The sequence below is a fragment of the Mucilaginibacter rubeus genome (assembly GCF_003286415.2).
In the GTDB taxonomy this organism is placed as follows: domain Bacteria; phylum Bacteroidota; class Bacteroidia; order Sphingobacteriales; family Sphingobacteriaceae; genus Mucilaginibacter; species Mucilaginibacter rubeus_A.
In genome coordinates, this window is the sequence record NZ_CP043450.1 from 1,088,593 (window position 1) to 1,110,533 (window position 21,941).

Genomic DNA, 21,941 nt, shown 5'->3' on the forward strand with positions numbered 1-21,941 from the left:
TTGCATGAATATTGACGTATATCATACAAAGGTTAAAAAAAGTTAAAAAATTAATTTGTTTAACTACAATTAATGAAATTTGTAATTATTTATTGCTATGTTTATTCGCCAATAAGCCTATGATCCGTACCAGTTTTACTAAATGGTTTGTTTTACTAAGTTTGTCCATTTCGGTGGCCTTAACTTCCTGCCAGAAAGATGAGGAGGTAAAGGATATTAACGCGGTTAAAACAGCTACAAGTAAAGACAGCGTATCATCAGTAAACATTATCAATATCCCGGGTAATTTCCTTGCAGGAAAGGGTACCTTAAAAGTTACCATCGAAGATTCAACCTATACTTTTGATGCCAGCCAGGATTCAATCGCATTTATCAATGTGCATAACGGCGATGACAAATATTTCGGCATCACGGCAATCAACAAGGCGCATAACATGAGTTTTGGCATTAGCTCATTAGGGTTGGCCTCGGTGAAAACCAGTAATGATGTAGCCGGAAGCCAGTTTCTGTTTAAAGTTGATGACAAAAAGCCTTTATTGCAATATACGCTCACCAGGTATGCGGGTCAGCAGGATTTTGGTAAGATAGATATGGATCAGTATAATCACGAAAATATAATTGCTAAAGGTACCTTCTTTACCTTTTTGGCTAAAGATGATAAGTCCGACTCTCCGTTTTACCGGGTGGAGGGCAGCTTTGAGTTGCAGCTTAAATAAAATACCCTTCTGGTTTTGGGCTGATTTGAAAAACTTTTCTTCAGTAATATTAAGGTAAAAAAGCCATTACCAAATTGTCATTAGTGCTTTAAAGGGCGGTAATACGGCTCTTTTTTTGTACCTTTACGCAAATTTTAAAAACATTGATGAAAGTATTTATTGCAGGTCTTCCTTTAGAAGTAGATGAGGCCGAATTAACAGCTGTTTTTGGTGATTTCGGGCCTGTTAAATCGCTCCGGATCATTAAAGATCGCGAAACAAAAGAGAGTAAGGGTTTTGGTTTTGTGGAGATGGTTAACGAGGATGAAGCGAAAGAAGCGATACGTTGCATGAATGGAGCAAGTTATTATGGCCGCAGGATCACGGTTAACATAGCCGAAGATAAAGGTCCTGGCTTTAACGGTGGTGGCCAAAAAGGTGGCTTCAGGCGTAATTAATACCAAATAAAACATTATTCTTCTTTTTCAAAATATTAGCCGGCATTGCCGGCTTTTTTGTTTTTAAACATAATGTTGAAATTGAATAATTAAAATCATATTACATTAATTGGGTTGCCGGAAAAAACTTATTTTAGTATGTCTATAAGTAATTGGTAGACTGATGAGACAAAACAGATTACTACAACCTTACCTGCAATTTAATGGCCAATTATATCTGCTCTTATTATCTTCCATATTCCAGGATTCGCCTGCTTACTTACAATTTTAAATAATAGCAGTGTGTACTTTCCTGAAACCGGCAATAGCGGCAATTGCGCTTTGGCTTGTAGCTTTTTCAGCTTTTGGCCAGGCGCCTGATATTACCTATACCACTCCAAATGTTTATATTCTTGGTGCTGAAATAACGCCCTTAAGTCCTTCAAATATCGGTGGCGCTGTGCCTGCCACTATTTATGGTGAAACTAAGATTGTAGCGGGCACAGGTCAGTTTGGCAATGTAAATGGCGATGCAGCTACTGCACAGTTTAAATTGCCATATGGTATAAGTATGGATGCCGACGGAAATACGTATATAGCTGAAAGCGGCGGCGGGATCCGTATGATAAGCACTTCCGGACAAGTTTCGTCAATTGCTACTGATGCGTTGCCCGGCCCTCCCTTTAACATACCAAAGCTTAATAATCCCCGCGGCGTAGTTAAGGATAAAAACGGCAATTTATTCGTAGCCAATTACAGCAACCACAACATATTAAAAATTACCCCTTCAGGGATAATTACAGTTTTTGCCGGTATTAACCAAAGCGGTACCGCCGATGGTCCGGGTAATGTGGCAAATATTATCAATCCTAATGGTATTGCAATTGATAAGGACGATAATCTTTATGTGTCGGATGTGAATAACGCAATTCGCAAAATTTCTCCATCGGGGTATGTATATACGCTTGCCGGGCAGCCGGCGGCAGGTACATTAGATGGACTGGGGCCTGGTGCCAAGTTTAACAAACCGGCCGGACTTGCAGTTAATAAAGACGGGAACATATACGTAGCAGATCAGGCTGGGTTTGTGATTCGCAAAATTACCCCTAACGGGCAGGTTACAACAATAGCGGGTAGCGGTTCCTTTGGTACGGGTGATGGAAACGGAGCCGCTGCCAACTTTCAGTTTCCTGTAGGGATAACGGTTGATCCATCTGATAATTTATATGTTACGGACGGTGGCGTAGGTACTGTACGGAGGATTTCGCCGGATGGGGAGGTTAAAACTATAGCAGGGGGCGGCCCGGTAGGAGCGGAAAGCGGGGTTGGTGCCAATGTTCATTTTAGTAGCCCGAGCGGTATAACAATTGGGCCGGATGGTAATTTATACGTGGCTGAGTATGGTAAAAATGCTATAAAACGTGTTATAGCAACCGGCTACACTATTGATAAAGCGTTGCCTGCCGGTCTTGTCTTTGATCCTAAAACCGGCATTATTACTGGCACACCTACAGTTTTATGGCCAGCTACTAATTATACTGTTACCGCATATAATGCAGCTGGCAGCAGTAAGTTCATATTGAGTATAGAGGTTGATGAAGTGGCAAAGCCGGTTCTCAATAGTAGCAGTGCCAGTGGGACTATTGCGGCCTGTGTTGGAGCAGCATCTGCAAATTATCAAACATTCATGGTGGCGGGAACTAACCTCACCAACGATGCAGTTGTTGTAGCTCCTGCCAATTTTGAAGTGTCGTTAACGCCGGTTGGCGGTTATAGTAGCACCGTCACCATACCACTTGTTGATTTGGAGCTGCCGCCAGACGGTGACGGAATTGCCGTGTATGTTCGTTCTGCAGCAACAGCGCCTGCCGGAAACCTAACCGGTACTGTGTTGTTAAAATCAACAGGGGTAACTGATGTTCTGGTGCCTGTAAGCGGAGTGGTAAACCAGATTATGATATTGGAGGTGAGTATTAATCAACAAATTTTGGGCTGCCCAGGCGAGCAGGTGATACTTGTTGCGTTGACACCCAACCCGGCAAATAATCTGAATTATCAGTGGTATGTAAACGGGAGTCCTCAGGGTGCCAACAGTGTAAATTTTATAAGCTCTGACGTTAGCAGTACTGATGTTATAACGGTAACTATGACTAATACCGTCGATTGTACAACTTCGCCATCCGTTACTTCTGCCCCGGCATCACCCATGTATATACCGTTAGTAACGCCGGTAGTATCTGCAGAACAACAGGGTTTAGCGTGTCCGGGGCAATCAGTAATGTTTGTGGCAAATACCCATGGTACTGAGACTGCTAACTCTGTTTACCGTTGGGAGATCAACAATATTGATCAGCATAATAACAGCAAAACATTCCCGGCGCCTGTTACAATTACTGCGGGTGATAAAGTGACTGTTACGCTGACCAATATAAGTGATTGCGGTCCATTGAGTACAACTTCAGCCCCAATATCGCCTGCGTATATACCTGTAGTGTTCCCGGTAGTAACGGTAGAACAACCGGATTTGGCCTGCCCGGGGCAATCGGTAATATTTGTGGCAAATACACATGGTACTGAGAGCGTTAATTCTGTTTACCGTTGGGAGGTCAACAATATTGATCAGCATAATGGCAATAAAACATTTCCTGCGCCTGCTACTATAACTGCTGCTGATAAAGTGACTGTTACACTAACTAATACAAGTGATTGTGGTCCCCTGAGTGCAACTTCTTCGCCGATATCGCCTGAGTATACAACGCCGGTAGTGCCCCCGGTAGTAACGGTAGAACAACAGGGTTTAGCATGCCCGGGGCAGTCGGTAATGTTTGTGGCAAATACCCATGGAACCGAGATTGCTAACTCTGCTTATCGTTGGGAGATCAACAATATCGATCAGCATAATAACAATAAGACATTTCCGGCACCTGTTACTATAACGGCTGCTGATAAAGTGACTGTTACGTTGACCAATACAAGTGATTGTGGTCCATTGAGTGCAACTTCAGTCTCAATATCGCCTGCGTATATACCGGTAGTGCCTCCTGTAGTAACGGTAGAGCAACAGGGTTTAGCATGCCCGGGGCAGTCGGTAATGTTTGTGGCAAATACCCATGGAACCGAGATTGCTAACTCTGCTTATCGTTGGGAGATCAACAATATCGATCAGCATAATAACAATAAGACATTTCCTGCGCCTGCTACAATTACTGCGGGTGATAAAGTGACTGTTACGCTGATCAATACAAGTGATTGTGGTCCATTGAGTGCAGCTTCTTCGCCGATATCGCCTTCATATAATTCACCACTAACACCAATTGTAACTATTAACCCCTCATCGTTTTACCCTGCTTGTGAGGGGACTGTTCAAACTTTTATAGCAACGTCACCTAATCCGGGCATTAATCCTAATTATCAATGGCAATTGAATCACGTTAATGTTGGCGAAAACAGCGATAGCTTTAAAAGTAACATCCTGAAAAACGGCGATGTGTTAACTTGTACAATAAGTAGCTCTGGACAATGCGCCATACCCGGCACCAGTAATGAGTTTTTTATTCAAACTAAGGAGCTGCCTACAGTTGCGTTTAACGGGAATGTTAATATTAAAAAAGGTGAAAGTATTACCTTATCGCCAGTGCTATCTAATGGAATTATTAATTATAGCTGGTCGCCTTCGGTTGGGTTAAATAATTCAACCGTTTCCTCTCCAAACGCGTCGCCAACTGTAACTACTTCATATACATTAATAGTTACATCTGCAGGAGGTTGTCAGGCATCGGCCAGTATTAAGGTTAATGTACTTGAACAAATGCTTGTTCCAAGTGCTTTTACTCCAAATGGCGATGGTGTTAATGATACCTGGCGCATAGCAGGACTTGCTGCATACCCAAACTGCACAGTGAACGTGTTTAATAGGTACGGTGCCGGGATATTCCGTTCGGTAGGTTACAGTAAAGATTGGAATGGCTCTTTTAATGGGTATGTATTGCCTTCCGGCACCTATTATTACGTGGTTGATCTTAAGGACGGTAGCAAACCTTTATCAGGGTATGTTGTGCTCTTGAAATAATAGTAAAGGAATTATGACGCCTGCGCCAGCGACACTTTATCCGGATCGAGATTGTTGAGTAAAGTATCCAGCTTAAGGTTAAATTCTTTTAATTGAATGTCGCCTTTTTCAAATGCTTTGGTCAATTGGGTTAGTTCTTCTTCAAGGTGTTGAACATCAGTGTTGTTTGTGGCTGTACTATGCTTTTGATGGTCTTCAATAACTTCTATTTTATATTCGGCAGCTTTAAGCAGGTATGCTTGTTGAACATCAAAAGTGATATGACTGTTATCGGTCACTTTTGCTTTTTGTTGTTTGTTAAATTCTACTAAAATTATAGCAGCAATAATAGCGGCAATTACCAGCATCATTATAGGATCCATCTTCTTCTCTCTTTATTGTTACAGGTTTATGATTCCGGACTTAGGGCCGGTGGCTTATAATTGAACTAAATATAGTTGAATAAAAAATAAACTAAAAGGCAATTGTTGAAAAATTGCTCATTTGTGAATAACTATTGAGAAATGACTGTATGTTTTGTGTAAAAGTGTGAAATTCAAAAATGGTTAAAATGGGAAATTTCGTGCAAATACTTTCTTTATCGTTAATTGTGGTTTATCCGTTTTTCATAACACAAAAATCTTAGCCCGGGTCTTAAATCTAAGCTGATTTCTCCCGCCAAAACGTAGCCTAATTTGGGGAATAGTTTTTGAGTTGCCTGATTGGCGATATTGGTGTCAATTCGTAATGTATTAATTCCACGTCTGATGGCTTCTTGTTCGGCTTGTATTAAAAGCGCTGCCGCAACACCGCGACCCTGGTAATTGATGTTTACAGCAAGTCGATGTGTAACGATGGCGGTTTCGGTGATGTCAAGCCCGGCCTGGGCATATTCGGCATCCTGATCGGTGGTTATGGCGGCTACGCCCGCGACAGCTCTATCAATCTCGGCTACCCAAAGCTGATTTAGGTCAATATCTTTAGTAAATACCTCTTTGTTGGGATAGTCATCATTCCATTGAAAGTTACCGGCAGCTTTCATTGTCGGTATTACGTTCGAAACAAGTGTTAAAATCTGTGGTATATCGTTGAATGTAGCCAGTCTGATGATCATTCTATCTGTCGGAAAAAGAACATCGCAAAAATATAGAAGTTTGAGAATGGAAAATTTGCTTTTTGCAATAAATTATTATCCACTACCTCAAAGCGCGACGCTTTCTAAGTCCAACTTTTGAAGGGGATTGTATTTGTCGGATAACTGTACAGAATAATAGCAGGAGCAGGGTATAAAATGCAAAGTTTTGTACCCAGTTGCCAACACTGAGTTCATTAACTATAAGTTTTAACATCTCACTTTGCATCGCTTAAAAATTTAGCCTTGCTTAATACTATAATTTTGATTCGCGGCATCTTCAAAGGTTTAAAAGTGCTGCGGAATAATAAGCAGGGTGTAGATAAATTAATGTGTACTACATTAACCGTATATGCGTAAGAATGTTGTTAGTTATATGATGTTTTTAATATTAATGGCGGAATAATGACAGCTGCATTTTATTGCTGTAATAACAAAATGCAGCTGTTATGAGTATTAGTGGTTGTGCTTTTTGTGGATGTCTTTAACAAGACAAAGTTTTTTAATATCGGCAACTTTTATAATGAACGGTGCGTATTTTAACCGGTTGCCAACCATTTCGGTTGTGTTATCTGAATGGGCAATTACTTCGTCGGGACTGTCGCCGGCAAGCAGGCGTTTGTACATACGATAGTCTCCCCATTCAATATAATATACCTCTCCTGGCAGGATCTTTTTATCGTGAATTATTTTTAGCGCCACCCAGCATCCGTTTTCAAGATATGGGTACATGCTGTGCCCCCAAACCGGAAGCGCGAAATCACAATCCTCAATGCCCGGGAAATTCATGTGGCCAACGGGCTGGGAATCATTAATATCATTATATACTTCCACGCCGGAAGCGGTAGCAGAAATTTCATACATCGGTATGCCTTCGCTGTGTTTGGATACAGGTTTTGATTCAGAATAATTCTGGTTTTTTTCTCCAGATATGTATTCTTTGTATTTTTCTTTAAAAATACGGAGCTTTTCTGGATCTATGTTTTGTCTGCTCTTTATTATCTCTGTGATTGAGCTTGGAGAGTTAAAGCCCAGGGTTTCGGCTAACTGCGCATTGCCGTTAAATGCCTTTCCTTTAAGCTGATTGTAAAGGATGATGAACTCCAATGTTTCTGGACGTACAATCTTTATTTTGTTGGGTTTTGATCCGTCTTCCATGATTAAAAATAATTAAAGATTATTCTTGATTTTAATAAAGATTATTCTGTATATTTGTTTCGTTGATAATTGCTAATGTAAGTCAAATTATTCACAAATCAAAATATGGAACTTTGTTTATCAAGAGTATTCTTTTGTTGAACTATGATGTTCTGTAATTTAAAATCAAGAAAAATATAGATAATAATCAATAATAACAGCATCATGTATATAGTATTTTCCGCGTTCAGGCAACCGGCGCAAATCAGTATCAATGAATATAGAACCGACGTAGCAAATGAGCAGGAGGTATTGCAACGCATAGAAGGGTACAGGATGGCATGCGAAAAGTACCGGGACGAAATTGCCGCTATTCAAAAATATATGCCCGGATGGCTGCCTTCATTTACGCGGTAATAACACGCCATAAACCTTATTGAATTAAAATAATATACTAATTACCATGATAAAAATTTCTCAAAAACTTAGAAGCCAGCTTTGGTGGCTTATTATTTCGGTTGATTATGACTATAGCCGGATCACCATAGCCGATCATGACCTGACAGATGAAGTACTTACTTTATGGCTGGAGGATAAACAAGATTTCAAAAATTCGATTGATGAATGCCTGCAGGTGGATATCCGTGTACGAGATATGGCCCGTATAATTAAAACCGAAAACCTGAATAGCTATGAAGGTACCAGATTGCATCCAACTAAAAACTTTGCTTATAAAACCCGAATAGAAATTAATGCACCTGTGCAATGGTATAGAGATGATGCATCAATACAAGAACAACAATGGACCCGCGAGGCTATTTTGAAAGCGCTGCTTACCCAGCTTGTAGAAGCAGGCACCGCAAGTGATTATGCTTATTAAATTAAATTTTAATTATGCTATTTGGAATTTTATTCATAATTATAACGTGGTGAAATTAGCTTTAAATGCTGTTTGTGGTGTTAAATCTGATTGATTGCCTGTTGTAGAAGCCTGTTAAATTCAGTTGGTTTTTCAACCATAGGGAAGTGCCCGGTGGCATGTATCTGTAGCAACTGATAGGGGATACCTGCCTTGATGAAACCGATGGTATCATTAGGGGTATAGTCGCTGTTAATGAGGTGGAGTTTTGTTTTGATGGCCTTAAGCTTGGCCACGGTATTAAAGCCATTATCTTCCATACTCGCTATGGCTATGGCACTATCGGCGTTAGCCACATCTTTGAGTACCCGTTTCCTGATGGCTGTGTCTGTTGTTTTATAAAAAAGGTCCTGATTAAAATATGCTGTAGTAACCGCCTTAAAATGCATTTTCAACTCGGCTATTGCTTTTGCATAATCAGCTTTTGCTTTCGCGCTTTCGGGCTTTCCGTCAAAGCCTTTAAAGTTATCAATACCAACCAGGCCTATAACTTGATGTGGAGCATCGAGCTTGGTCTGTACAATAATTTCACCGGCCATGGAATGGCCAACGAGAATTACGTTTTTTAATTTAAGCGTATTTATTACAGCGGTTACATCACCGGCAAAATCATTTGTTGTCCACGAGTTGCGGTTTTTACCCGATTGGCCGTAGCCTCCCAGATCCATAGTAACTACCCTGTATTTTTTGCTGAAGTGTTTTACCTGGTTGTTGAAATAGCTTTTGTTAATGCACCAACCATGCACAAAAAGTAACGTAGTATCACCTTTGCCGGTATCTGTATAAGCGATGTTAACACCATGATTGCTGACTTTTAAATCAGATCGAAGAGTCATTTTTTTGTTTTGAGGATGCTGAACACAGGCATACCACAAACCAATTGATGCTAATAATGAAAACAGCGCAGGTAGCTTTTTCATAAACGGATATTTATATACGGCGGTTTCACTATATAAATATCCGTTTATGAACGGGTTACGCCAAATGTTTAACTTATTTTAACAATGCAGGTATTGCGCCAAGGGCAACGCCGGGCGCAGGTAGTACTGTTACTTTGCTTTTACCTGCTGCTGTTCTTTTTCATTTGGCTCAACAAGTACAAGTTCTTCGTTAACTTCTTCTTGTGCCTGCTGAGTAGCATAATTTAATTTCCTGAAACGCCATTGTGCAAAAGCCGGTTCCTGGAAACGGTTTATGAGTTTGAAGAATTTTGGGAAGTTGTGTACCTCTTCCAATAGTAAGCCGGTTACTATGCCATTGTTATCAAGTATTTCGCGTATGGTGTATTCCTTATCTTTGGTGATCCATATCTCGAAGTCCTGACGTATTTCGGCCATCTTTTCAGGGTCTATTTTGTCATTTATACAAATTACCTTATCGCCCGGTTTCATAATAATTTCAATTTTAAGTGTCCCTTTTGTTAAGAGATTGTAAACGTAAAGTTCGGCTTTTTAAGCATATTTTAAAATTTATGCGTAACGTAATTTTTAGGCAAAAAAATATTCGAAAAAGTTTTAAATATTACGCAACTTTATTTTATGGGCTTCGTATTAAAATGTATAATGAACCTTTAATATCAGGACGTTATAACTGCTCGCTGCTTTAACCTAAGCTTATTTTTATTGTCATATATAGTTTTTGTTGGTTAGTTTTACTTTAAGGTCATTTGCTGTTGGGGCATTTGACCTTTTTTATTTCTGATACTTGTCAATAAAGTAATTATATATTGCATGGATAAACAAAATGATTATTATTGCAGTCACTTATGTCTGACGAAGCGATTATAAAACGGTTGAAGGTTGTTGTGAAAGAGCACGGCGGCCAGCTGGGGCTTGCCGGAGCTATTGGTGTTGACCAGGGTTTTATTAGTAAGGTGATCAATAAAAAGCAGGATATCAGCTATTATCTAATCCGGAAGCTTTGTTTTCAACTTAAATATTCGCCCGAATGGTTGATCCTCGGCACCGGCGAAAAAATGATCAATAAGCCCGAATCAGCTAAATTGATTACCGAAATACAGATGATGCGTACCGAGGTTGATATTTTGCAGGCCCGTATGCGTGCTTACGAAATGGAATTAAAGGAACTGCGCGAGCAATTGCATATAGAGGATAAGAAAGCGGTATAACCGCATTAAAATCCGTTTAAATGTAAAAGCCCCTTTCGGGGCTTGGTTGTTATTTATAGATCAGTTAATAGTTACTTATTTTACGAATATTGTAAATAAAAAGTTATACTTATTTGCAATATTTTGATATTAAATCCGGTGCTTCCTTCGAGCCCATGCTTAACGCTTTGTTCATATCGGCGCAGCCCTCTGTTTTATCGCTGAGCGCTAATTTGGCAAGGCCTCTTTGTAAATAAGCCCTGCTGTTTTTCGGATCGAGGCTTATAGCAGTGTTGCAATCCAAAACAGCCCCGTTGGGGTCTTTTAAATTTATTTTGGCAATTGCCCTGTCAATATATAAATCCGAATTGTTTGGCGCTATTTTAAACGCGGCGGTAAAATCATCTTTCACGCCCTGGGCATCGCCAAGGTAACTTTTAGCAATTGCACCTCGGGAATACGCTTTTATGCTGGTATCGTTCATGTAGGCCGCGTTATGAAAATCATCTGCCGCGCCGGCATAATCTTTAATGGCCATTTTAACATCGCCCCTGATTAAGAAAGTTTCATCGTTGGAGTAAATTGAAACGGCACGGTCAAGATCAGCAAGGGCGGCCTTATAATTTTTGAGTTTGGCTTTTACAAAACCCCTTGCCTGCCATACCAATGCGGTAGAGTCGGACAAAGAATCGATTTTGAGAGCATTGCTCAGGTCGGCAATCGCGCCATTATTGTCTTCGGCATCGGCTTTGGCTAAGGCTCGTTTTAATAGCAAGGTAATATTTTTAGGGGCTTTGAGTACGCCTGCGTTATAATCGGCCATAGCCCCTTTGGTGTCACCAGTGGCCGCTTTTGCCTCACCACGGTAAAGATAGAAATCAACGTTTGCAGGGTTGAGGGCTATTGCCGCAGTAAACAGCTGAACGCCGTTATCGGTATACTTATAAAAATTATTGATTTTGCCCAACCGCGCGTAGGCATTTTGCTGCTGAGGCGCAATGCTGATCAACTTTTCAAGATCCTTCACCGCTCCGGCATAATCACTTAGTTTAGTTTTTTCAATAGCACGGTTTAAAAAGGCATAAGTATAAACCGGGTTTACAGCAATTGCTCTCGTGTAATCATTAATAGCTGCTACCGGGACACCTAAATCTCGGTATGCATCGCCACGGGCAAGGTAAGCCTCATCGCTTTTAGTATTAAGGCTTATTGCTTTAGTTAAATCGGCGATAACTCCTACGGTATCCTTCATTGCCATTTTAGCTTTGCTCAAACTTATGTAGGCACTAATGCTATTAGGGTTTAAGTCAATTGCTGATTGGGCATCATCTTTTGCGCCTTCATTGTCCCCTAATTCCAGTTTTGCAAACGAGCGGCTTTGATAGGCTTCGCCGTTTTTTGGGTCGAGCTCAATAGCTTTATTAAAATCATCTAAGGCTCCCTGATGGTCTTTTTTGCCGCTCCTGATAACTCCGCGGGACATATACAGGTTTGCATTTTGAGGAGACTGCGCTATGGCTTTATTAAAATAATCAAGCGCGATATTGGTATCACCCGTATTGCTTTGCGCATTGGCCATATAAAGCAAAAGATTTTTGAGGTTGGGGTTTATGGCCGCGGCTTTCTTATAATCTTCAATAGCGCCTTTGTTGTCGTTTAATTTTGCCCTGGTATTTGCCCGGTAAAAATAAGCTTCGGCATTATTGGGGTTAAGTGCGAGCGTTTTCGTATAATCGGCAATAGCGCCGTTATAGTCGTTTATGTTGGCTTTGCTGCCTGCCCTGTACTGGTATACCTCGGCACTGTTGGGGCTAAGTTTTATGGCCAGGCTATAATCTGCAATAGCACCGGTAAAATCGTTGTTATTGTTTTTGGCAAGTCCCCTGTATTTGTACAGTTTGGCATCGTTAGGCGTAAATTGAAGCGCGGTTGTAAAATCAGCAATAGCGCCTACATTATCGCCCATATTACTTTTGGCGTTGCCCCTGTAATGGAACATATCCGCTGTTTTCGGCCCCCGTGCTATAACCTTGTCAAAATCGGCAATTGCTGCCTGGTAATCCTGTATAGAGGCTTCAGCATTAGCCTTGTAAAGATAAGCGTTGGTTAGTTCGGGTTTTAGGATAAGGGCCTGGGTATAGTCATTGATAGCCGCTTTGTAATCTTGAATATTGCCGTAGGCATTCCCCCTGTAATAAAAAACATCGGCGTTTTGGTTGTTTAGCTCTATGGCGCGTGTAAAATCCTGGATGGCTCCTTTATAATCTTTGACGTTGGCTTTTGAGTTTCCCTCCTGGATATATGTGACTGCCGTTTGAGCAAGTGAGCATAGTGGGAGAAAAAGTAGAAATAGAATTTTTTTCATGAACGCGATAGCGGTTTACCAAATATCAATAAAAAAACTATTATTGAACATGGCAAAACTTATACCAGCATGAAATACGGTATAACCAATAAGAAATAAGGGTAGTGTTGTGGGGTATTAAAGTAAAATTGGGGCATAGAGACCCCAATTTTAAAGTAGGCTTTGTAAGCCCAACATAAATACTTTTATTTTTTGTATAGACTGTTCAGGAAAAAGAAGCTTCGTTAGCTGGAGCCTGATTGCGTTTTTTTCCGTATGCTATAGCCGCGGTGCAAAGTGAGATGCAAAGTAGTAATGTTACTTCAATCACCACATGAACTACCGGAATTTTGCCCGGGAAATTTGATAATAAAATGCCGGCATCCGGAAGTAACAAACCCACAAGCGGGAAGCAAAAGAACATTCTTAATATTATTAATTTTTCCATAATTATTAACATTTAGTATGACAATGCTAAGGTAAGGATTATTTCTTTATAATTTAACTAAAAATAATTAATTATTGTTTCGAAACTCGAAATGACTTGTTTAAGCCGGCTTTATCGTCGTTTTGTAAAAATGGTATCCATTGCGTGGTAATTATTAGTTAATCAGAATAGGAACAGGCGATGCTGCTTATTGTTTTAACGGGGATGGCTTTTATTTCAAACACACATTTAAATTGCCGGATTTAAGTAATTTAGGTGCACAAAAACCTTATTGCAAATAGCGATGGAAGCTCAGAAATTTAAGATTGGCCAGGCCGGATATGAGGCGTCAAAGAAAAACACGGTAATTTGGGCAATAACTGCAATAGTTATTGTTATAATAGCTTTCGGTTATTATACTTATGAGCCGCGTAACGGAGCAGACGCCATGTGGGTTGGTTTGCTGGTTTTTTTAATATTACTTTACGGATTTCTTGTTTTCCGGATATTAAAAAAGTTAAAAGCAGCATATGATAGTTATGTTATTACCATCGACGAATTGACGATTACCCGTGAGCAAAAGAATTTGTTGCCAAGATCTATCCTGCTTTCTGATATAACTGCTATTATAAAAAGTACCAACGGCGCTTTTACAATCAAGGGTAAAACTAATGATCCGGCCAATACCATAATTATCTCTAAACTGATAGATGATAGGGAAGCATTGGCGTTAGTGTTAGAGGGAATAAAGCCGATAACTGTTAATACCCGGCCTACATTTAAAGAAAAATATGGCCGTTGGGTTTCAATTGCTATTTTACTACCGCTTTTAGGTGTATACCTTATAGATAACAAGATTGTAGTTAGTATTTGTGCCGGGTTTTCGGTGGTACTGTATACTGTGGCCTTTTTCAAGGTACTCAAAAACAAGGACGGGATGAGTAAGCCTAAAAAAAGTTTAATCAATATCGTGTGGTTGCTGCTGTTGGTTTTAGCTATATCTTACTTTAAACTTATCGCTTAAATAATCTGCTTCCGGGCAAACGTAACCGTTTGATGACTATTTGAACATTTTGTTTTTAAATAAGCGAACGCTCACTTATATTTGTATTGAAATGAGACCACGCGACGAACATAAGGAGCAGCAGATACGTCAGAAAGCTATTGAAATGATAGTTGCCGAAGGACTTGACGGCTTCGGCATCAACAAGCTTGCAAAGGCTGCAGGTGTATCACCGGCAACCATTTATATTTATCATAAAGATAAGGAAGAGCTAATCAGCAGCCTTTGTGTTAGTGTAGCGGAAAAAATGATGGCTTTTAGTCTCAGGAATTTTTCGCCCGATATGGATTTTGCCGAGGGATTAAAGGTGCAGTGGCATAATCGGCTTGAATATTTTATGGAATGCCCGTTGGATATGGAATTCATTGAAATTATGCGTTACACTCATTTTTATGAGAAGGTAACCGCCATGCTTACAGTTAGCTTCGGGCAAATTTTAGGTGTATTTATGCGTAATGCCGAAGAAAAGCAACAATTGGTGCCATTGCCTTTTGAGGTTTACTGGGCAATTGCTTATGCGCCGCTTTATCAGCTCATCAAATTTCATAACCAGGGTAATAGCTATGTTAACAGCAGTTTTACGCTTGATGATAAACTGATGGAACAAACACTTGGCCTCGTATTAAAAGCATTAAAGCCCTGATAATTATGCCTGTAAGCAATATAAAGCTTAATCACATCAATTTGCCGGTAACGGATGTGCAGGCAAGTTCTTTGTTTTTTGAGCAATATTTTCAATTTAAATGCACCGGTATAAAAGGTAATAATATGCTGGCTATATTAGAAAGTAAGGACGGGTTTATCCTGGTACTTATGGCCGATAGCTTTAACCGTAATGGTAACAACAGTTATCCCGATGCCTTTCATATCGGTTTTTTGGTTGATAGTCATGAACAGGTGACCGAGGTTTATGATCGCCTGATTGCAGGTGGGATTAATGTGACGCAGGCTCCGGCTTCTTTACGTGGAGGCTACGGGTTTTATTTTAACGCTCCGGGTAATATCCTAACGGAGGTTACCTGTTTAGCTTCATAGATTTAGTAATTAAATATCTGCAATAAGAAAAGCAATTTTATGATACATGCATCAGCCTATAAAGATCCGCATCATGTGATGCTGTTTTTTGAAGAAATCACCAACGCCGCAAATCACCAACAATGTTTAACCGACAGGGTAGGTTATTATGAAGAGCTTAAAAGCAATGGGAAAGTGGTTATAAGTGGTAACTTCTGGAACCAGGATAAAAATTTTGTAATTGTTTCAGTATCAAATGATGACGAGCTTCTGCATATCATCGAAAATGATCCGGCAATTAAACAAAATGTACTTGAACTGGTAAAAGCAATGCCTTTTTAACCCTTTTAAATAGGTATAAATACGTAGTGCAAAATGGGTGAAAATACGGGGTGTATCCGGCTTGCATAACTTGTATATTGCGCAATAGTTTTGTGTAACTAATGCCTATGGAACCTTTTGAACTAAAAGTTAATACGCGAACTTATAAAATTATTCCCTCAGTTGCTAATCACACTACCTTTAGTGTGTTAAACTACTCCGCTTTTTACACCATAACCAGGTTAACAAAAGGCTATTGGGAGATCATTGAGCACCGTTTTGGGGATCATTTAATTCCTTTGCAGGAAATTGGCCGCTCAATAGAAGAGTACTATAAACTCTGATCTATTCAGGATCGGGAAAAATAAAATTAATCATGTCGAAAATAAATATTTACCAAAAGGAAATATTTATTTTTTATTATTCGTAAAAGTTGTAAATTAGACGTATTAACTGACACCTATCTCTCTTATGGAAAAATTAGCAATTTTAAGGTTGTTTGCAGGCTTTCCATTATTTGGCTTGTTGCTGCCTGATATCGCCACTTTTATTGTTGGCTCTTTTAAAAACATTTCACCTTTTCATATTTACATTGAGTGCTCTTTACTGGTTTTTATAATAGCCTGTACATTGGGCATAGCATACCTGCGGAAACTCAGAGATACAACTGATTCACAGTTGCAATAACAATTTACCGGCTTTAAGCTGATATAAACAGATCATTATAAACCTACATATAGTTTAGTACCCCTTAATGTGCCATTGCCCGGTTTACAAAGCCGGGCTTTTTTGTGGTTTAGTATTGTTATGAAATTAATTTAGTGTTTCCGATTAACTTAATTTTCTTATTTTTACGGGTAAATGACCCCTAAACACCATTATCCGAAATCTCCCCAAAGGTTTTCCCTGCTGCTCATGAAAAATCCTGTTTTCTTTTTTAAGCTATCATTAATAGTTGTTTTGTTTTTTTGCTTTGGTGATGTCATTGCACAGCATCGATCTACCCGGGCTTTAACTTATGGCGGTGGCGGGAGTGGTGCTGTTAACTTTAGCGATGGCTGGGGCGTAGCAGTAGGTACCGGAGCAGAGATCCCAACAGGTAGTTTTAATTCTACTTTTAAGTCTGCCATTAATTTTAACGCCAGTATTTACAGGTTTTTGGGCCCGCTTACGGTGAGCTTAAACGGTGGATACACTAATTTTAGGCCGCACGACTATTTTATTTCTGAAACAGATGAGGCAAGCGGGGTAACTGCTAATACCTATTATGCCGATATGCCTGTAATCTCTATTTATGCAGGAGCTGCTTATAATATTGATATAGCTGACAATTTCAGGGTTTATGGTGGCGCCAATTTAGGGCTGTATTTTACCGATTTTGCGGTAGCCTATGAAATTGATGGCATCGATCCTTTTGTTTACGATAAATGGTCGCAATCATTATATTATGCTCCTAAGGTTGGGATAGCATTTCCTTTAACGCCTAACTTGGGTATCAATATTGAATCTAAGTATAACTTCTTTTCTCAGAAACTAACTTTGGGCGATGCGTCCGGCTCAACAAACTGGAACTCGCTTTCACTTGGTGCCCAGCTGGTCTTCAAGTTTTAATAAACAAGTTTTAAGCAAATTGTGTAACAAAGCAGAGGCTGGTGTGTTATGTATCTCAATTTATTGATATTATGCACCATAACATTTTGTATTAATGAAAGGCTTGCGCACAGTTTCGTTCCTGTTTATATCCAACACCTTTATGACATTTGCCTGGTACGGACACCTTAAGTTTAAGGAGTACGACTGGGGTAAAAACCTGAGTTTGATAGCCATTATACTGATAAGCTGGGGGCTGGCTTTTTTTGAATACCTGTTCCAGGTGCCGGCCAACGAGGGTGGCTTTAAGGAAAACGGCGGCCCTTTTACTCTGGTTGAGCTGAAAACTATTCAGGAGGCTATTACGCATACCGTATTTATGATATTTACGACCGTGCTTTTCAAAAACGAAAAATTGGGCTGGAACCATCTGGTTGGCTTCGGACTTATTGTGCTGGCTGTGTTTGTCATTTTCAAAAAATGGTGATCGGGCTGTACTAATTATTCCTATTAAGTTATTTCCATTTCATTTCGGCTGGACTACCTGCTTTCTTAATTCTGGCGTATTGGTGTAGTGCAGATGCTGCTTACATTTGATGTATAAGCAGGTAAACAAATAAACTACAATATGGAAATAACTTACAAAACAGGAACAATACCAACAGCCCAACAAGTGATAGAACTTTATGATACCGCCGGACTGAAACGCCCAACCCACGATGCAGAACGAATTGCCAGGATGTACCAAAATTCAAATCTGGTAGTAAGCGCATGGGATGGCGATAAACTGGTGGGTGTGTCACGCGCGTTAACTGATTTTTGCTACAGTTGCTATTTATCAGATTTGGCGGTTACTAAAGACTATCAAAAAGAAGGTATCGGGAAAAAATTGATCGAACTAACCAAGGAAGCCATCGGGGATGAAACTATGCTTTTGCTGCTTTCGGCTACCACAGCTATGGAGTATTATCCTAAGGTAGGTATGGAAACCGTTCATAACGGTTTTATCATCCACCGCACAAAATAAAATGGGGCAGGATGATGAATCCTGCCCTGAAGTTTAGCGCTTATTTTCCTCCAAAGGTGTAAAATACTGACAGCGACAGGCCGTCATTTATTAAATTAAAAAAAACATTGTCGCCGCTGCCAATCTGGCCTGTATCATCTTTTAGCTTACTATGCTGATAGGAAACGTTTGCTAACATAGCCGATACGCCAAGTTTTTTTACCGGATAATAAACAAGGGCCATGTTTGCTCCAACTGAATAATTATCGGTTTTATTTTTGGTGACATTGCCGGCGTCTATCGATTTAAAGTCACTACGGCTATATCCCAGGTACGGGCCTGCGCGCAAGCCTAATTTATCGCCAAACATAAAATACTTGCGCATAAAGAGGCTTGCCCCATATTGATGCGATGTTTGATTGCTTGAGTAACTGCTGTTGTTATTGTCCTGTTTGGTATAACCATAATTGGCACTTAAACCTATGTCAAGCTTATCTGCTATAAAATAGCTGTAGGTGGGGCCAAAGTTAAAGTTGGTGACTTTAAAATCGGAATTGTACGGGCCACCACCTGGCACAACATAGTTTTGCGATGACTTCTGATGCAGAAACAGCAAATCGGTACCAAGGGTTTGTGAGCCTTTTTCGGTTTGAGCTTTTGAAATTTGAAATACCAGCAGGAGTACCGGGATTACGATAAGGATTTTTTTCATTTGTGTTTGTGTTTGGGTTTTATTGAGTCCCTGAAACGGCGAAACACAAAAGATATTTTGCCAAAAAATGCCTTTATACAATATTTATAAAATAAATTTTTATTTGGTTTTAGGTGAATAATATAAGCTTTAAAAGTCCGTTTTAACCCGTTATGTTGCTTTGATGCCTTAAATAAATATTACATTATTGATAATAAATATCATAAGGGAGCGTAATGATTGGTTACATTTCAAGATCAAGAAGACTAAGATAGGGATCGCCAATTAGACCAAGCGCCTTTGCAAATGCAGGCTCGGTTTTATAGCCTTGGTTTTTCAGATCCACTACGTGTTTCCTGAATAATTCCCCTTTTTGCTGAAGTAGTTGATATTCTATTATCACATGCCGATAAGCCATTTGTTGTTTTACCGGGATGTTTTGCCCGAATATTTCAATTGGCCAGCCATCTGCTGTAAATGAAGCCAATATGGCTTGTTCCTGGTTTATCAGCAGTTCCTGCAAACTAAAACCCGTAAATGTCGAAAAGTGTTGTATTAAACATGTCCTGAAATCATCTTTACTTTTATAATAGCAAATAATGTCAAGATCGCTGCTTTCAATATCAATGTTAAGGGGAATTGTACCGGCTAATAGGGGAGAGAACCCGGAGAGTAACTCTATAAAGCGGTAGTTTGTAAGCAATCGGTAAGCTTCCTGCTGGCGTACGCTTCCACCGGCCAAATAGGTGATGCTATCAAATTTATTGGTTACTGTATTTGTCAAGCATCAGTTTCCTTCCAGATTATTGCGGTACTGCTTTAAGGCGGTCAGTATCGACCGTACAATTTCATTTTGCCCGCTGGCCGAGTTCAGGTATTCTTCGTCGGCTGGGTTATTGATAAAGCCGGTTTCAACCAGTACTGCCGGCATGCCGCTTTGGGCCAGTACTAAAACCCCCTGTTCTTTTACACCCAAACTATGCCTGCCATTGGCTTTGCGGAATTGGTTATCTACTAAATCGCCAAATTGGATACTCTGTTTACGATATTTTTGTTGAAAGGCGTTTAGCACTATGGTGTTCACCGCTGCATTATCGCCATAGCCATTGTATTTTTCCTTATAGTCCTTTTCAATAAAAATCGAAGCATTTTCGCGCAAAGCCTCACGCTGTTCCTGGCTACGGTGAAAACCGTAAACAAGTAAGAGCGTCCCCCTTGATGATCCTTTACGCTGAGGCGAAGAGTTGCAATGGATAGAAATAAACAGGTTGCCGTTATTATCGTTAGCTATATCAGTACGTTTATGTAGTTCAATGAAAACATCGGTACTGCGGGTCATGACCACTTTAATACCGCTCATTTCATCGTTTATAGCATCTCTCAGCTTTTTGGCGATACTTAAGGAAACGTTTTTCTCCTTTGAGTAAGCGCCGTGCGACCCCGGATCTTTACCTCCGTGTCCGGCATCGATAATTACCGTTTTAAACTTAAAATGATTGGCCGATGTAGCGGCACTTTGCTGGCCAAAACAATTACCCGTTGCAAACAGGGAAATCAGGAAAAAAAGCGGGGCTGTTATTGTAAGTTGCTTAGGAAAGGCTGCAGGCATGAACAATGTATGTATACGGTTTATAAACATTTCATTCTATAATAGTTACAGGTATGATATTGTTTTGACCGTATGGTTTAAAAAGTACTTTTGTTAAAGTGCACAAATATAATACATGTTTGATTTACAGCATTATCTAAAAAATAATTAAAGTACGCTGCAACCGAAGGCAGAACTGTGCATTATAGCTGTATATTTAATGAACTTAAATCGGGCCGATCATGGTATTAAAAAAGCTGTTGTTAGTAGTATTGGTATGCCAGGCGTTTATGGCCTGCAGCCAGCAAAAAGGCATTGTTTATGGCGATAATGCTGCTGCCGGTAAATACTACGACGTTAGGGGGATAAAACTTTATACGGAGGTTTATGGCAAAGGCAAACCTTTGTTGATGATACATGGCAATGGCGGCAGTATCAACGCTTTTGAAAAAAACATACCCTATTTTGCTAAAAAATACAAGGTTATAGCTGTCGATAGCAGGGCGCATGGCAAATCAACCGACCCGCGCGACTCGCTTACCTTTGAAATGATGGCCGATGATTTTGCCGCGCTGCTTGATGTAATGCATATTGATTCTGCCTACGTGATTGGATGGAGCGATGGCGGGATTAATGCATTGGTGTTGGCTATGAGGCATCCTGAAAAGGTAATAAAGCTGGCTTCTACAGGTGCTAATCTCTGGCCCGATTCTACAGCGCTTATCCCTTCGTTATGGAAAGATATGGAGAGGGAATATGCCGCTAAAAAGGACTACCATTTCACAACCGCTAAGGAAAAAAACGACAGGAAGATCTTTATGCTTGACTATAAGGAACCCAATATCAAGTTGTCGGCCCTGAAGGCTATTAAATGTCCTTCGCTCATTATTGCAGGCGATCATGATCTCATCGTAACAACGCACACTGTTCAAATAGCTGAAAATATCACTAATTCTTATTTGTGGATCCTGCCAAATTCGGGCCATGGCACCCTGGTTGAACATGCTGATGAGTTTAATAAAAAGGTAGATGAGTTTTTTGAGCAGCCATTTCATCGCCATTAAGGTAACCTCAAAAAAGATAGCCCGACTTTTACGCCGGGCTATCGTGCATAATTACTTTAATTTTTGGTAAAATCTCAATTATAGCTAAATAACAACCGTATTTGTTTTAGGTTTTATAAAATTTAAGTTACATATGTTTTTTTATCTAAATGCCTTATAATAATAAAGAAGGAGCGTCGTTTTCACCATATTCAATTATAAGCTAACCTGCGGCTTTTACTGTTTTTAATTAATAGTAATATGGAATCAAAAAAACAAAGGTTGCTTGTTGACACGCTTTTAGCCATCTCTTTTCTGTTAATAATTTTACTTGCCGTAATTATGGTGCTTCAGCCCGATATATTGCCCCAGTAAATGT

At 39.8% G+C, this 21,941-nt stretch carries 26 protein-coding genes; 16 read left to right on the forward strand and 10 right to left on the reverse strand.

Translation table 11 applies throughout. The features are described 5' to 3' along the window. Positions 1 to 119: 119 nt before the first annotated feature. The 3 genes from DEO27_RS04425 to DEO27_RS04435 all read left to right on the forward strand — a co-directional run bounded on the left by DEO27_RS04425 (position 120) and on the right by DEO27_RS04435 (position 5,201). On the forward strand, positions 120 to 716 hold the full coding sequence (locus tag DEO27_RS04425; protein WP_112575241.1) for a hypothetical protein: 597 nt from the start codon (positions 120 to 122) through the stop codon (positions 714 to 716). A 146-nt stretch (positions 717 to 862) separates the two neighbouring features. After that, a complete protein-coding gene (locus DEO27_RS04430; RefSeq protein ID WP_112575243.1) occupies positions 863 to 1,153 on the forward strand; it encodes an RNA recognition motif domain-containing protein in 291 nt (96 codons plus the stop codon). Between the two features lie 280 nt (positions 1,154 to 1,433). Further along, positions 1,434 to 5,201, forward strand: a complete 3,768-nt coding sequence (locus DEO27_RS04435) for a gliding motility-associated C-terminal domain-containing protein (protein ID WP_112575245.1) — start codon at positions 1,434 to 1,436, stop codon at positions 5,199 to 5,201. A gap of 11 nt (positions 5,202 to 5,212) precedes the next feature. Here the strand turns inward: DEO27_RS04435 and DEO27_RS04440 are convergent, their stop codons facing one another. From DEO27_RS04440 to DEO27_RS04450, 3 genes are all read right to left on the reverse strand, one after another. Continuing rightward, the gene (locus tag DEO27_RS04440; protein WP_112575247.1) at positions 5,213 to 5,563 is read right to left on the reverse strand and encodes a hypothetical protein; all 351 of its coding nucleotides are present in this window, start codon (positions 5,561 to 5,563) and stop codon (positions 5,213 to 5,215) included. Positions 5,564 to 5,784: 221 nt separating this feature from the next. Continuing rightward, complete coding sequence (locus DEO27_RS04445; protein WP_112575249.1) at positions 5,785 to 6,294, reverse strand: GNAT family N-acetyltransferase; 510 nt, start codon at positions 6,292 to 6,294, stop codon at positions 5,785 to 5,787. A 474-nt stretch (positions 6,295 to 6,768) separates the two neighbouring features. Beyond that, positions 6,769 to 7,470 carry a helix-turn-helix transcriptional regulator gene (locus tag DEO27_RS04450; RefSeq protein WP_112575251.1) on the reverse strand — a complete coding sequence of 234 codons (702 nt, stop codon included), beginning with the start codon at positions 7,468 to 7,470 and terminating at the stop codon, positions 6,769 to 6,771. Between the two features lie 204 nt (positions 7,471 to 7,674). Here DEO27_RS04450 and DEO27_RS04455 point away from each other — a divergent pair, with 204 nt between their 5' ends. Further along, on the forward strand, positions 7,675 to 7,866 hold the full coding sequence (locus DEO27_RS04455) for a hypothetical protein (protein ID WP_112575253.1): 192 nt from the start codon (positions 7,675 to 7,677) through the stop codon (positions 7,864 to 7,866). Between the two features lie 46 nt (positions 7,867 to 7,912). Then, positions 7,913 to 8,329: a hypothetical protein gene (locus DEO27_RS04460; RefSeq protein ID WP_112575255.1), complete on the forward strand. Its 417-nt coding sequence runs from the start codon at positions 7,913 to 7,915 to the stop codon at positions 8,327 to 8,329. Between the two features lie 80 nt (positions 8,330 to 8,409). Here DEO27_RS04460 and DEO27_RS04465 read toward each other — a convergent pair whose 3' ends face one another. Further along, positions 8,410 to 9,288, reverse strand: a complete 879-nt coding sequence (locus DEO27_RS04465; RefSeq protein ID WP_112575257.1) for an alpha/beta fold hydrolase — start codon at positions 9,286 to 9,288, stop codon at positions 8,410 to 8,412. A 129-nt stretch (positions 9,289 to 9,417) separates the two neighbouring features. Then, a complete protein-coding gene (locus DEO27_RS04470; protein WP_112575995.1) occupies positions 9,418 to 9,759 on the reverse strand; it encodes a hypothetical protein in 342 nt (113 codons plus the stop codon). A 374-nt stretch (positions 9,760 to 10,133) separates the two neighbouring features. Here DEO27_RS04470 and DEO27_RS04475 point away from each other — a divergent pair, with 374 nt between their 5' ends. Further along, positions 10,134 to 10,496 (forward strand): helix-turn-helix transcriptional regulator, encoded by a 363-nt coding sequence (locus tag DEO27_RS04475; RefSeq protein ID WP_112575996.1) that lies wholly within the window; start codon positions 10,134 to 10,136, stop codon positions 10,494 to 10,496. A gap of 109 nt (positions 10,497 to 10,605) precedes the next feature. Here the strand turns inward: DEO27_RS04475 and DEO27_RS04480 are convergent, their stop codons facing one another. Next, positions 10,606 to 12,840, reverse strand: a complete 2,235-nt coding sequence (locus DEO27_RS04480; protein ID WP_112575997.1) for a tetratricopeptide repeat protein — start codon at positions 12,838 to 12,840, stop codon at positions 10,606 to 10,608. Positions 12,841 to 13,045: 205 nt separating this feature from the next. Further along, positions 13,046 to 13,267, reverse strand: coding sequence for a hypothetical protein (locus DEO27_RS04485; RefSeq protein WP_146750158.1), 222 nt, complete (start codon positions 13,265 to 13,267; stop codon positions 13,046 to 13,048). A 283-nt stretch (positions 13,268 to 13,550) separates the two neighbouring features. Between DEO27_RS04485 and DEO27_RS04490 the strand changes: the two genes are divergently transcribed. The 9 genes from DEO27_RS04490 (at position 13,551) to DEO27_RS04530 (ending at position 18,261) form a co-directional block, all read left to right on the forward strand. After that, positions 13,551 to 14,270 carry a hypothetical protein gene (locus DEO27_RS04490; RefSeq protein ID WP_112575999.1) on the forward strand — a complete coding sequence of 240 codons (720 nt, stop codon included), beginning with the start codon at positions 13,551 to 13,553 and terminating at the stop codon, positions 14,268 to 14,270. A gap of 91 nt (positions 14,271 to 14,361) precedes the next feature. Continuing rightward, complete coding sequence (locus DEO27_RS04495; protein WP_112576000.1) at positions 14,362 to 14,952, forward strand: TetR/AcrR family transcriptional regulator; 591 nt, start codon at positions 14,362 to 14,364, stop codon at positions 14,950 to 14,952. A 5-nt stretch (positions 14,953 to 14,957) separates the two neighbouring features. After that, the gene (locus DEO27_RS04500; protein WP_223818161.1) at positions 14,958 to 15,344 is read left to right on the forward strand and encodes a VOC family protein; all 387 of its coding nucleotides are present in this window, start codon (positions 14,958 to 14,960) and stop codon (positions 15,342 to 15,344) included. A gap of 39 nt (positions 15,345 to 15,383) precedes the next feature. Next, on the forward strand, positions 15,384 to 15,665 hold the full coding sequence (locus DEO27_RS04505; protein WP_112576001.1) for a YciI family protein: 282 nt from the start codon (positions 15,384 to 15,386) through the stop codon (positions 15,663 to 15,665). 107 nt (positions 15,666 to 15,772) lie between these two features. Continuing rightward, positions 15,773 to 15,988 carry a hypothetical protein gene (locus DEO27_RS04510; protein ID WP_112576002.1) on the forward strand — a complete coding sequence of 72 codons (216 nt, stop codon included), beginning with the start codon at positions 15,773 to 15,775 and terminating at the stop codon, positions 15,986 to 15,988. A 127-nt stretch (positions 15,989 to 16,115) separates the two neighbouring features. Continuing rightward, on the forward strand, positions 16,116 to 16,331 hold the full coding sequence (locus DEO27_RS04515; protein ID WP_112576003.1) for a hypothetical protein: 216 nt from the start codon (positions 16,116 to 16,118) through the stop codon (positions 16,329 to 16,331). A 228-nt stretch (positions 16,332 to 16,559) separates the two neighbouring features. Then, complete coding sequence (locus tag DEO27_RS04520) at positions 16,560 to 17,255, forward strand: outer membrane beta-barrel protein (protein WP_190295322.1); 696 nt, start codon at positions 16,560 to 16,562, stop codon at positions 17,253 to 17,255. A 94-nt stretch (positions 17,256 to 17,349) separates the two neighbouring features. Then, the gene (locus tag DEO27_RS04525) at positions 17,350 to 17,721 is read left to right on the forward strand and encodes a DMT family protein (protein ID WP_112576005.1); all 372 of its coding nucleotides are present in this window, start codon (positions 17,350 to 17,352) and stop codon (positions 17,719 to 17,721) included. Positions 17,722 to 17,862: 141 nt separating this feature from the next. Beyond that, on the forward strand, positions 17,863 to 18,261 hold the full coding sequence (locus DEO27_RS04530; protein ID WP_112576006.1) for a GNAT family N-acetyltransferase: 399 nt from the start codon (positions 17,863 to 17,865) through the stop codon (positions 18,259 to 18,261). 40 nt (positions 18,262 to 18,301) lie between these two features. Here the strand turns inward: DEO27_RS04530 and DEO27_RS04535 are convergent, their stop codons facing one another. The 3 genes from DEO27_RS04535 to DEO27_RS04545 form a co-directional block, all read right to left on the reverse strand. Continuing rightward, on the reverse strand, positions 18,302 to 18,952 hold the full coding sequence (locus tag DEO27_RS04535; RefSeq protein WP_146750159.1) for an autotransporter outer membrane beta-barrel domain-containing protein: 651 nt from the start codon (positions 18,950 to 18,952) through the stop codon (positions 18,302 to 18,304). 223 nt (positions 18,953 to 19,175) lie between these two features. Continuing rightward, a complete protein-coding gene (locus DEO27_RS04540) occupies positions 19,176 to 19,715 on the reverse strand; it encodes a DUF4269 domain-containing protein (protein WP_112576008.1) in 540 nt (179 codons plus the stop codon). 3 nt (positions 19,716 to 19,718) lie between these two features. Continuing rightward, a complete protein-coding gene (locus DEO27_RS04545; RefSeq protein WP_112576057.1) occupies positions 19,719 to 20,540 on the reverse strand; it encodes an N-acetylmuramoyl-L-alanine amidase in 822 nt (273 codons plus the stop codon). Positions 20,541 to 20,761: 221 nt separating this feature from the next. Between DEO27_RS04545 and DEO27_RS04550 the strand changes: the two genes are divergently transcribed. Continuing rightward, positions 20,762 to 21,583: an alpha/beta fold hydrolase gene (locus DEO27_RS04550; protein WP_112576009.1), complete on the forward strand. Its 822-nt coding sequence runs from the start codon at positions 20,762 to 20,764 to the stop codon at positions 21,581 to 21,583. The last annotated feature ends 358 nt before the right edge of the window (positions 21,584 to 21,941 follow it).

Coding starts and splice junctions, on each gene's coding strand:
- DEO27_RS04425 (WP_112575241.1), top strand. CDS start 120: ATGATCCGTACCAGTTTTACTAAATGGTTTGTTTTACTAAGTTTGTCC.
- DEO27_RS04430 (WP_112575243.1), top strand. CDS start 863: ATGAAAGTATTTATTGCAGGTCTTCCTTTAGAAGTAGATGAGGCCGAA.
- DEO27_RS04440 (WP_112575247.1), bottom strand. CDS start 5,563: ATGGATCCTATAATGATGCTGGTAATTGCCGCTATTATTGCTGCTATA.
- DEO27_RS04445 (WP_112575249.1), bottom strand. CDS start 6,294: ATGATCATCAGACTGGCTACATTCAACGATATACCACAGATTTTAACA.
- DEO27_RS04450 (WP_112575251.1), bottom strand. CDS start 7,470: ATGGAAGACGGATCAAAACCCAACAAAATAAAGATTGTACGTCCAGAA.
- DEO27_RS04455 (WP_112575253.1), top strand. CDS start 7,675: ATGTATATAGTATTTTCCGCGTTCAGGCAACCGGCGCAAATCAGTATC.
- DEO27_RS04460 (WP_112575255.1), top strand. CDS start 7,913: ATGATAAAAATTTCTCAAAAACTTAGAAGCCAGCTTTGGTGGCTTATT.
- DEO27_RS04465 (WP_112575257.1), bottom strand. CDS start 9,288: ATGAAAAAGCTACCTGCGCTGTTTTCATTATTAGCATCAATTGGTTTG.
- DEO27_RS04470 (WP_112575995.1), bottom strand. CDS start 9,759: ATGAAACCGGGCGATAAGGTAATTTGTATAAATGACAAAATAGACCCT.
- DEO27_RS04475 (WP_112575996.1), top strand. CDS start 10,134: ATGTCTGACGAAGCGATTATAAAACGGTTGAAGGTTGTTGTGAAAGAG.
- DEO27_RS04480 (WP_112575997.1), bottom strand. CDS start 12,840: ATGAAAAAAATTCTATTTCTACTTTTTCTCCCACTATGCTCACTTGCT.
- DEO27_RS04485 (WP_146750158.1), bottom strand. CDS start 13,267: ATGGAAAAATTAATAATATTAAGAATGTTCTTTTGCTTCCCGCTTGTG.
- DEO27_RS04490 (WP_112575999.1), top strand. CDS start 13,551: ATGGAAGCTCAGAAATTTAAGATTGGCCAGGCCGGATATGAGGCGTCA.
- DEO27_RS04495 (WP_112576000.1), top strand. CDS start 14,362: ATGAGACCACGCGACGAACATAAGGAGCAGCAGATACGTCAGAAAGCT.
- DEO27_RS04500 (WP_223818161.1), top strand. CDS start 14,958: ATGCCTGTAAGCAATATAAAGCTTAATCACATCAATTTGCCGGTAACG.
- DEO27_RS04505 (WP_112576001.1), top strand. CDS start 15,384: ATGATACATGCATCAGCCTATAAAGATCCGCATCATGTGATGCTGTTT.
- DEO27_RS04510 (WP_112576002.1), top strand. CDS start 15,773: ATGGAACCTTTTGAACTAAAAGTTAATACGCGAACTTATAAAATTATT.
- DEO27_RS04515 (WP_112576003.1), top strand. CDS start 16,116: ATGGAAAAATTAGCAATTTTAAGGTTGTTTGCAGGCTTTCCATTATTT.
- DEO27_RS04520 (WP_190295322.1), top strand. CDS start 16,560: ATGAAAAATCCTGTTTTCTTTTTTAAGCTATCATTAATAGTTGTTTTG.
- DEO27_RS04525 (WP_112576005.1), top strand. CDS start 17,350: ATGAAAGGCTTGCGCACAGTTTCGTTCCTGTTTATATCCAACACCTTT.
- DEO27_RS04530 (WP_112576006.1), top strand. CDS start 17,863: ATGGAAATAACTTACAAAACAGGAACAATACCAACAGCCCAACAAGTG.
- DEO27_RS04535 (WP_146750159.1), bottom strand. CDS start 18,952: ATGAAAAAAATCCTTATCGTAATCCCGGTACTCCTGCTGGTATTTCAA.
- DEO27_RS04545 (WP_112576057.1), bottom strand. CDS start 20,540: ATGCCTGCAGCCTTTCCTAAGCAACTTACAATAACAGCCCCGCTTTTT.
- DEO27_RS04550 (WP_112576009.1), top strand. CDS start 20,762: ATGGTATTAAAAAAGCTGTTGTTAGTAGTATTGGTATGCCAGGCGTTT.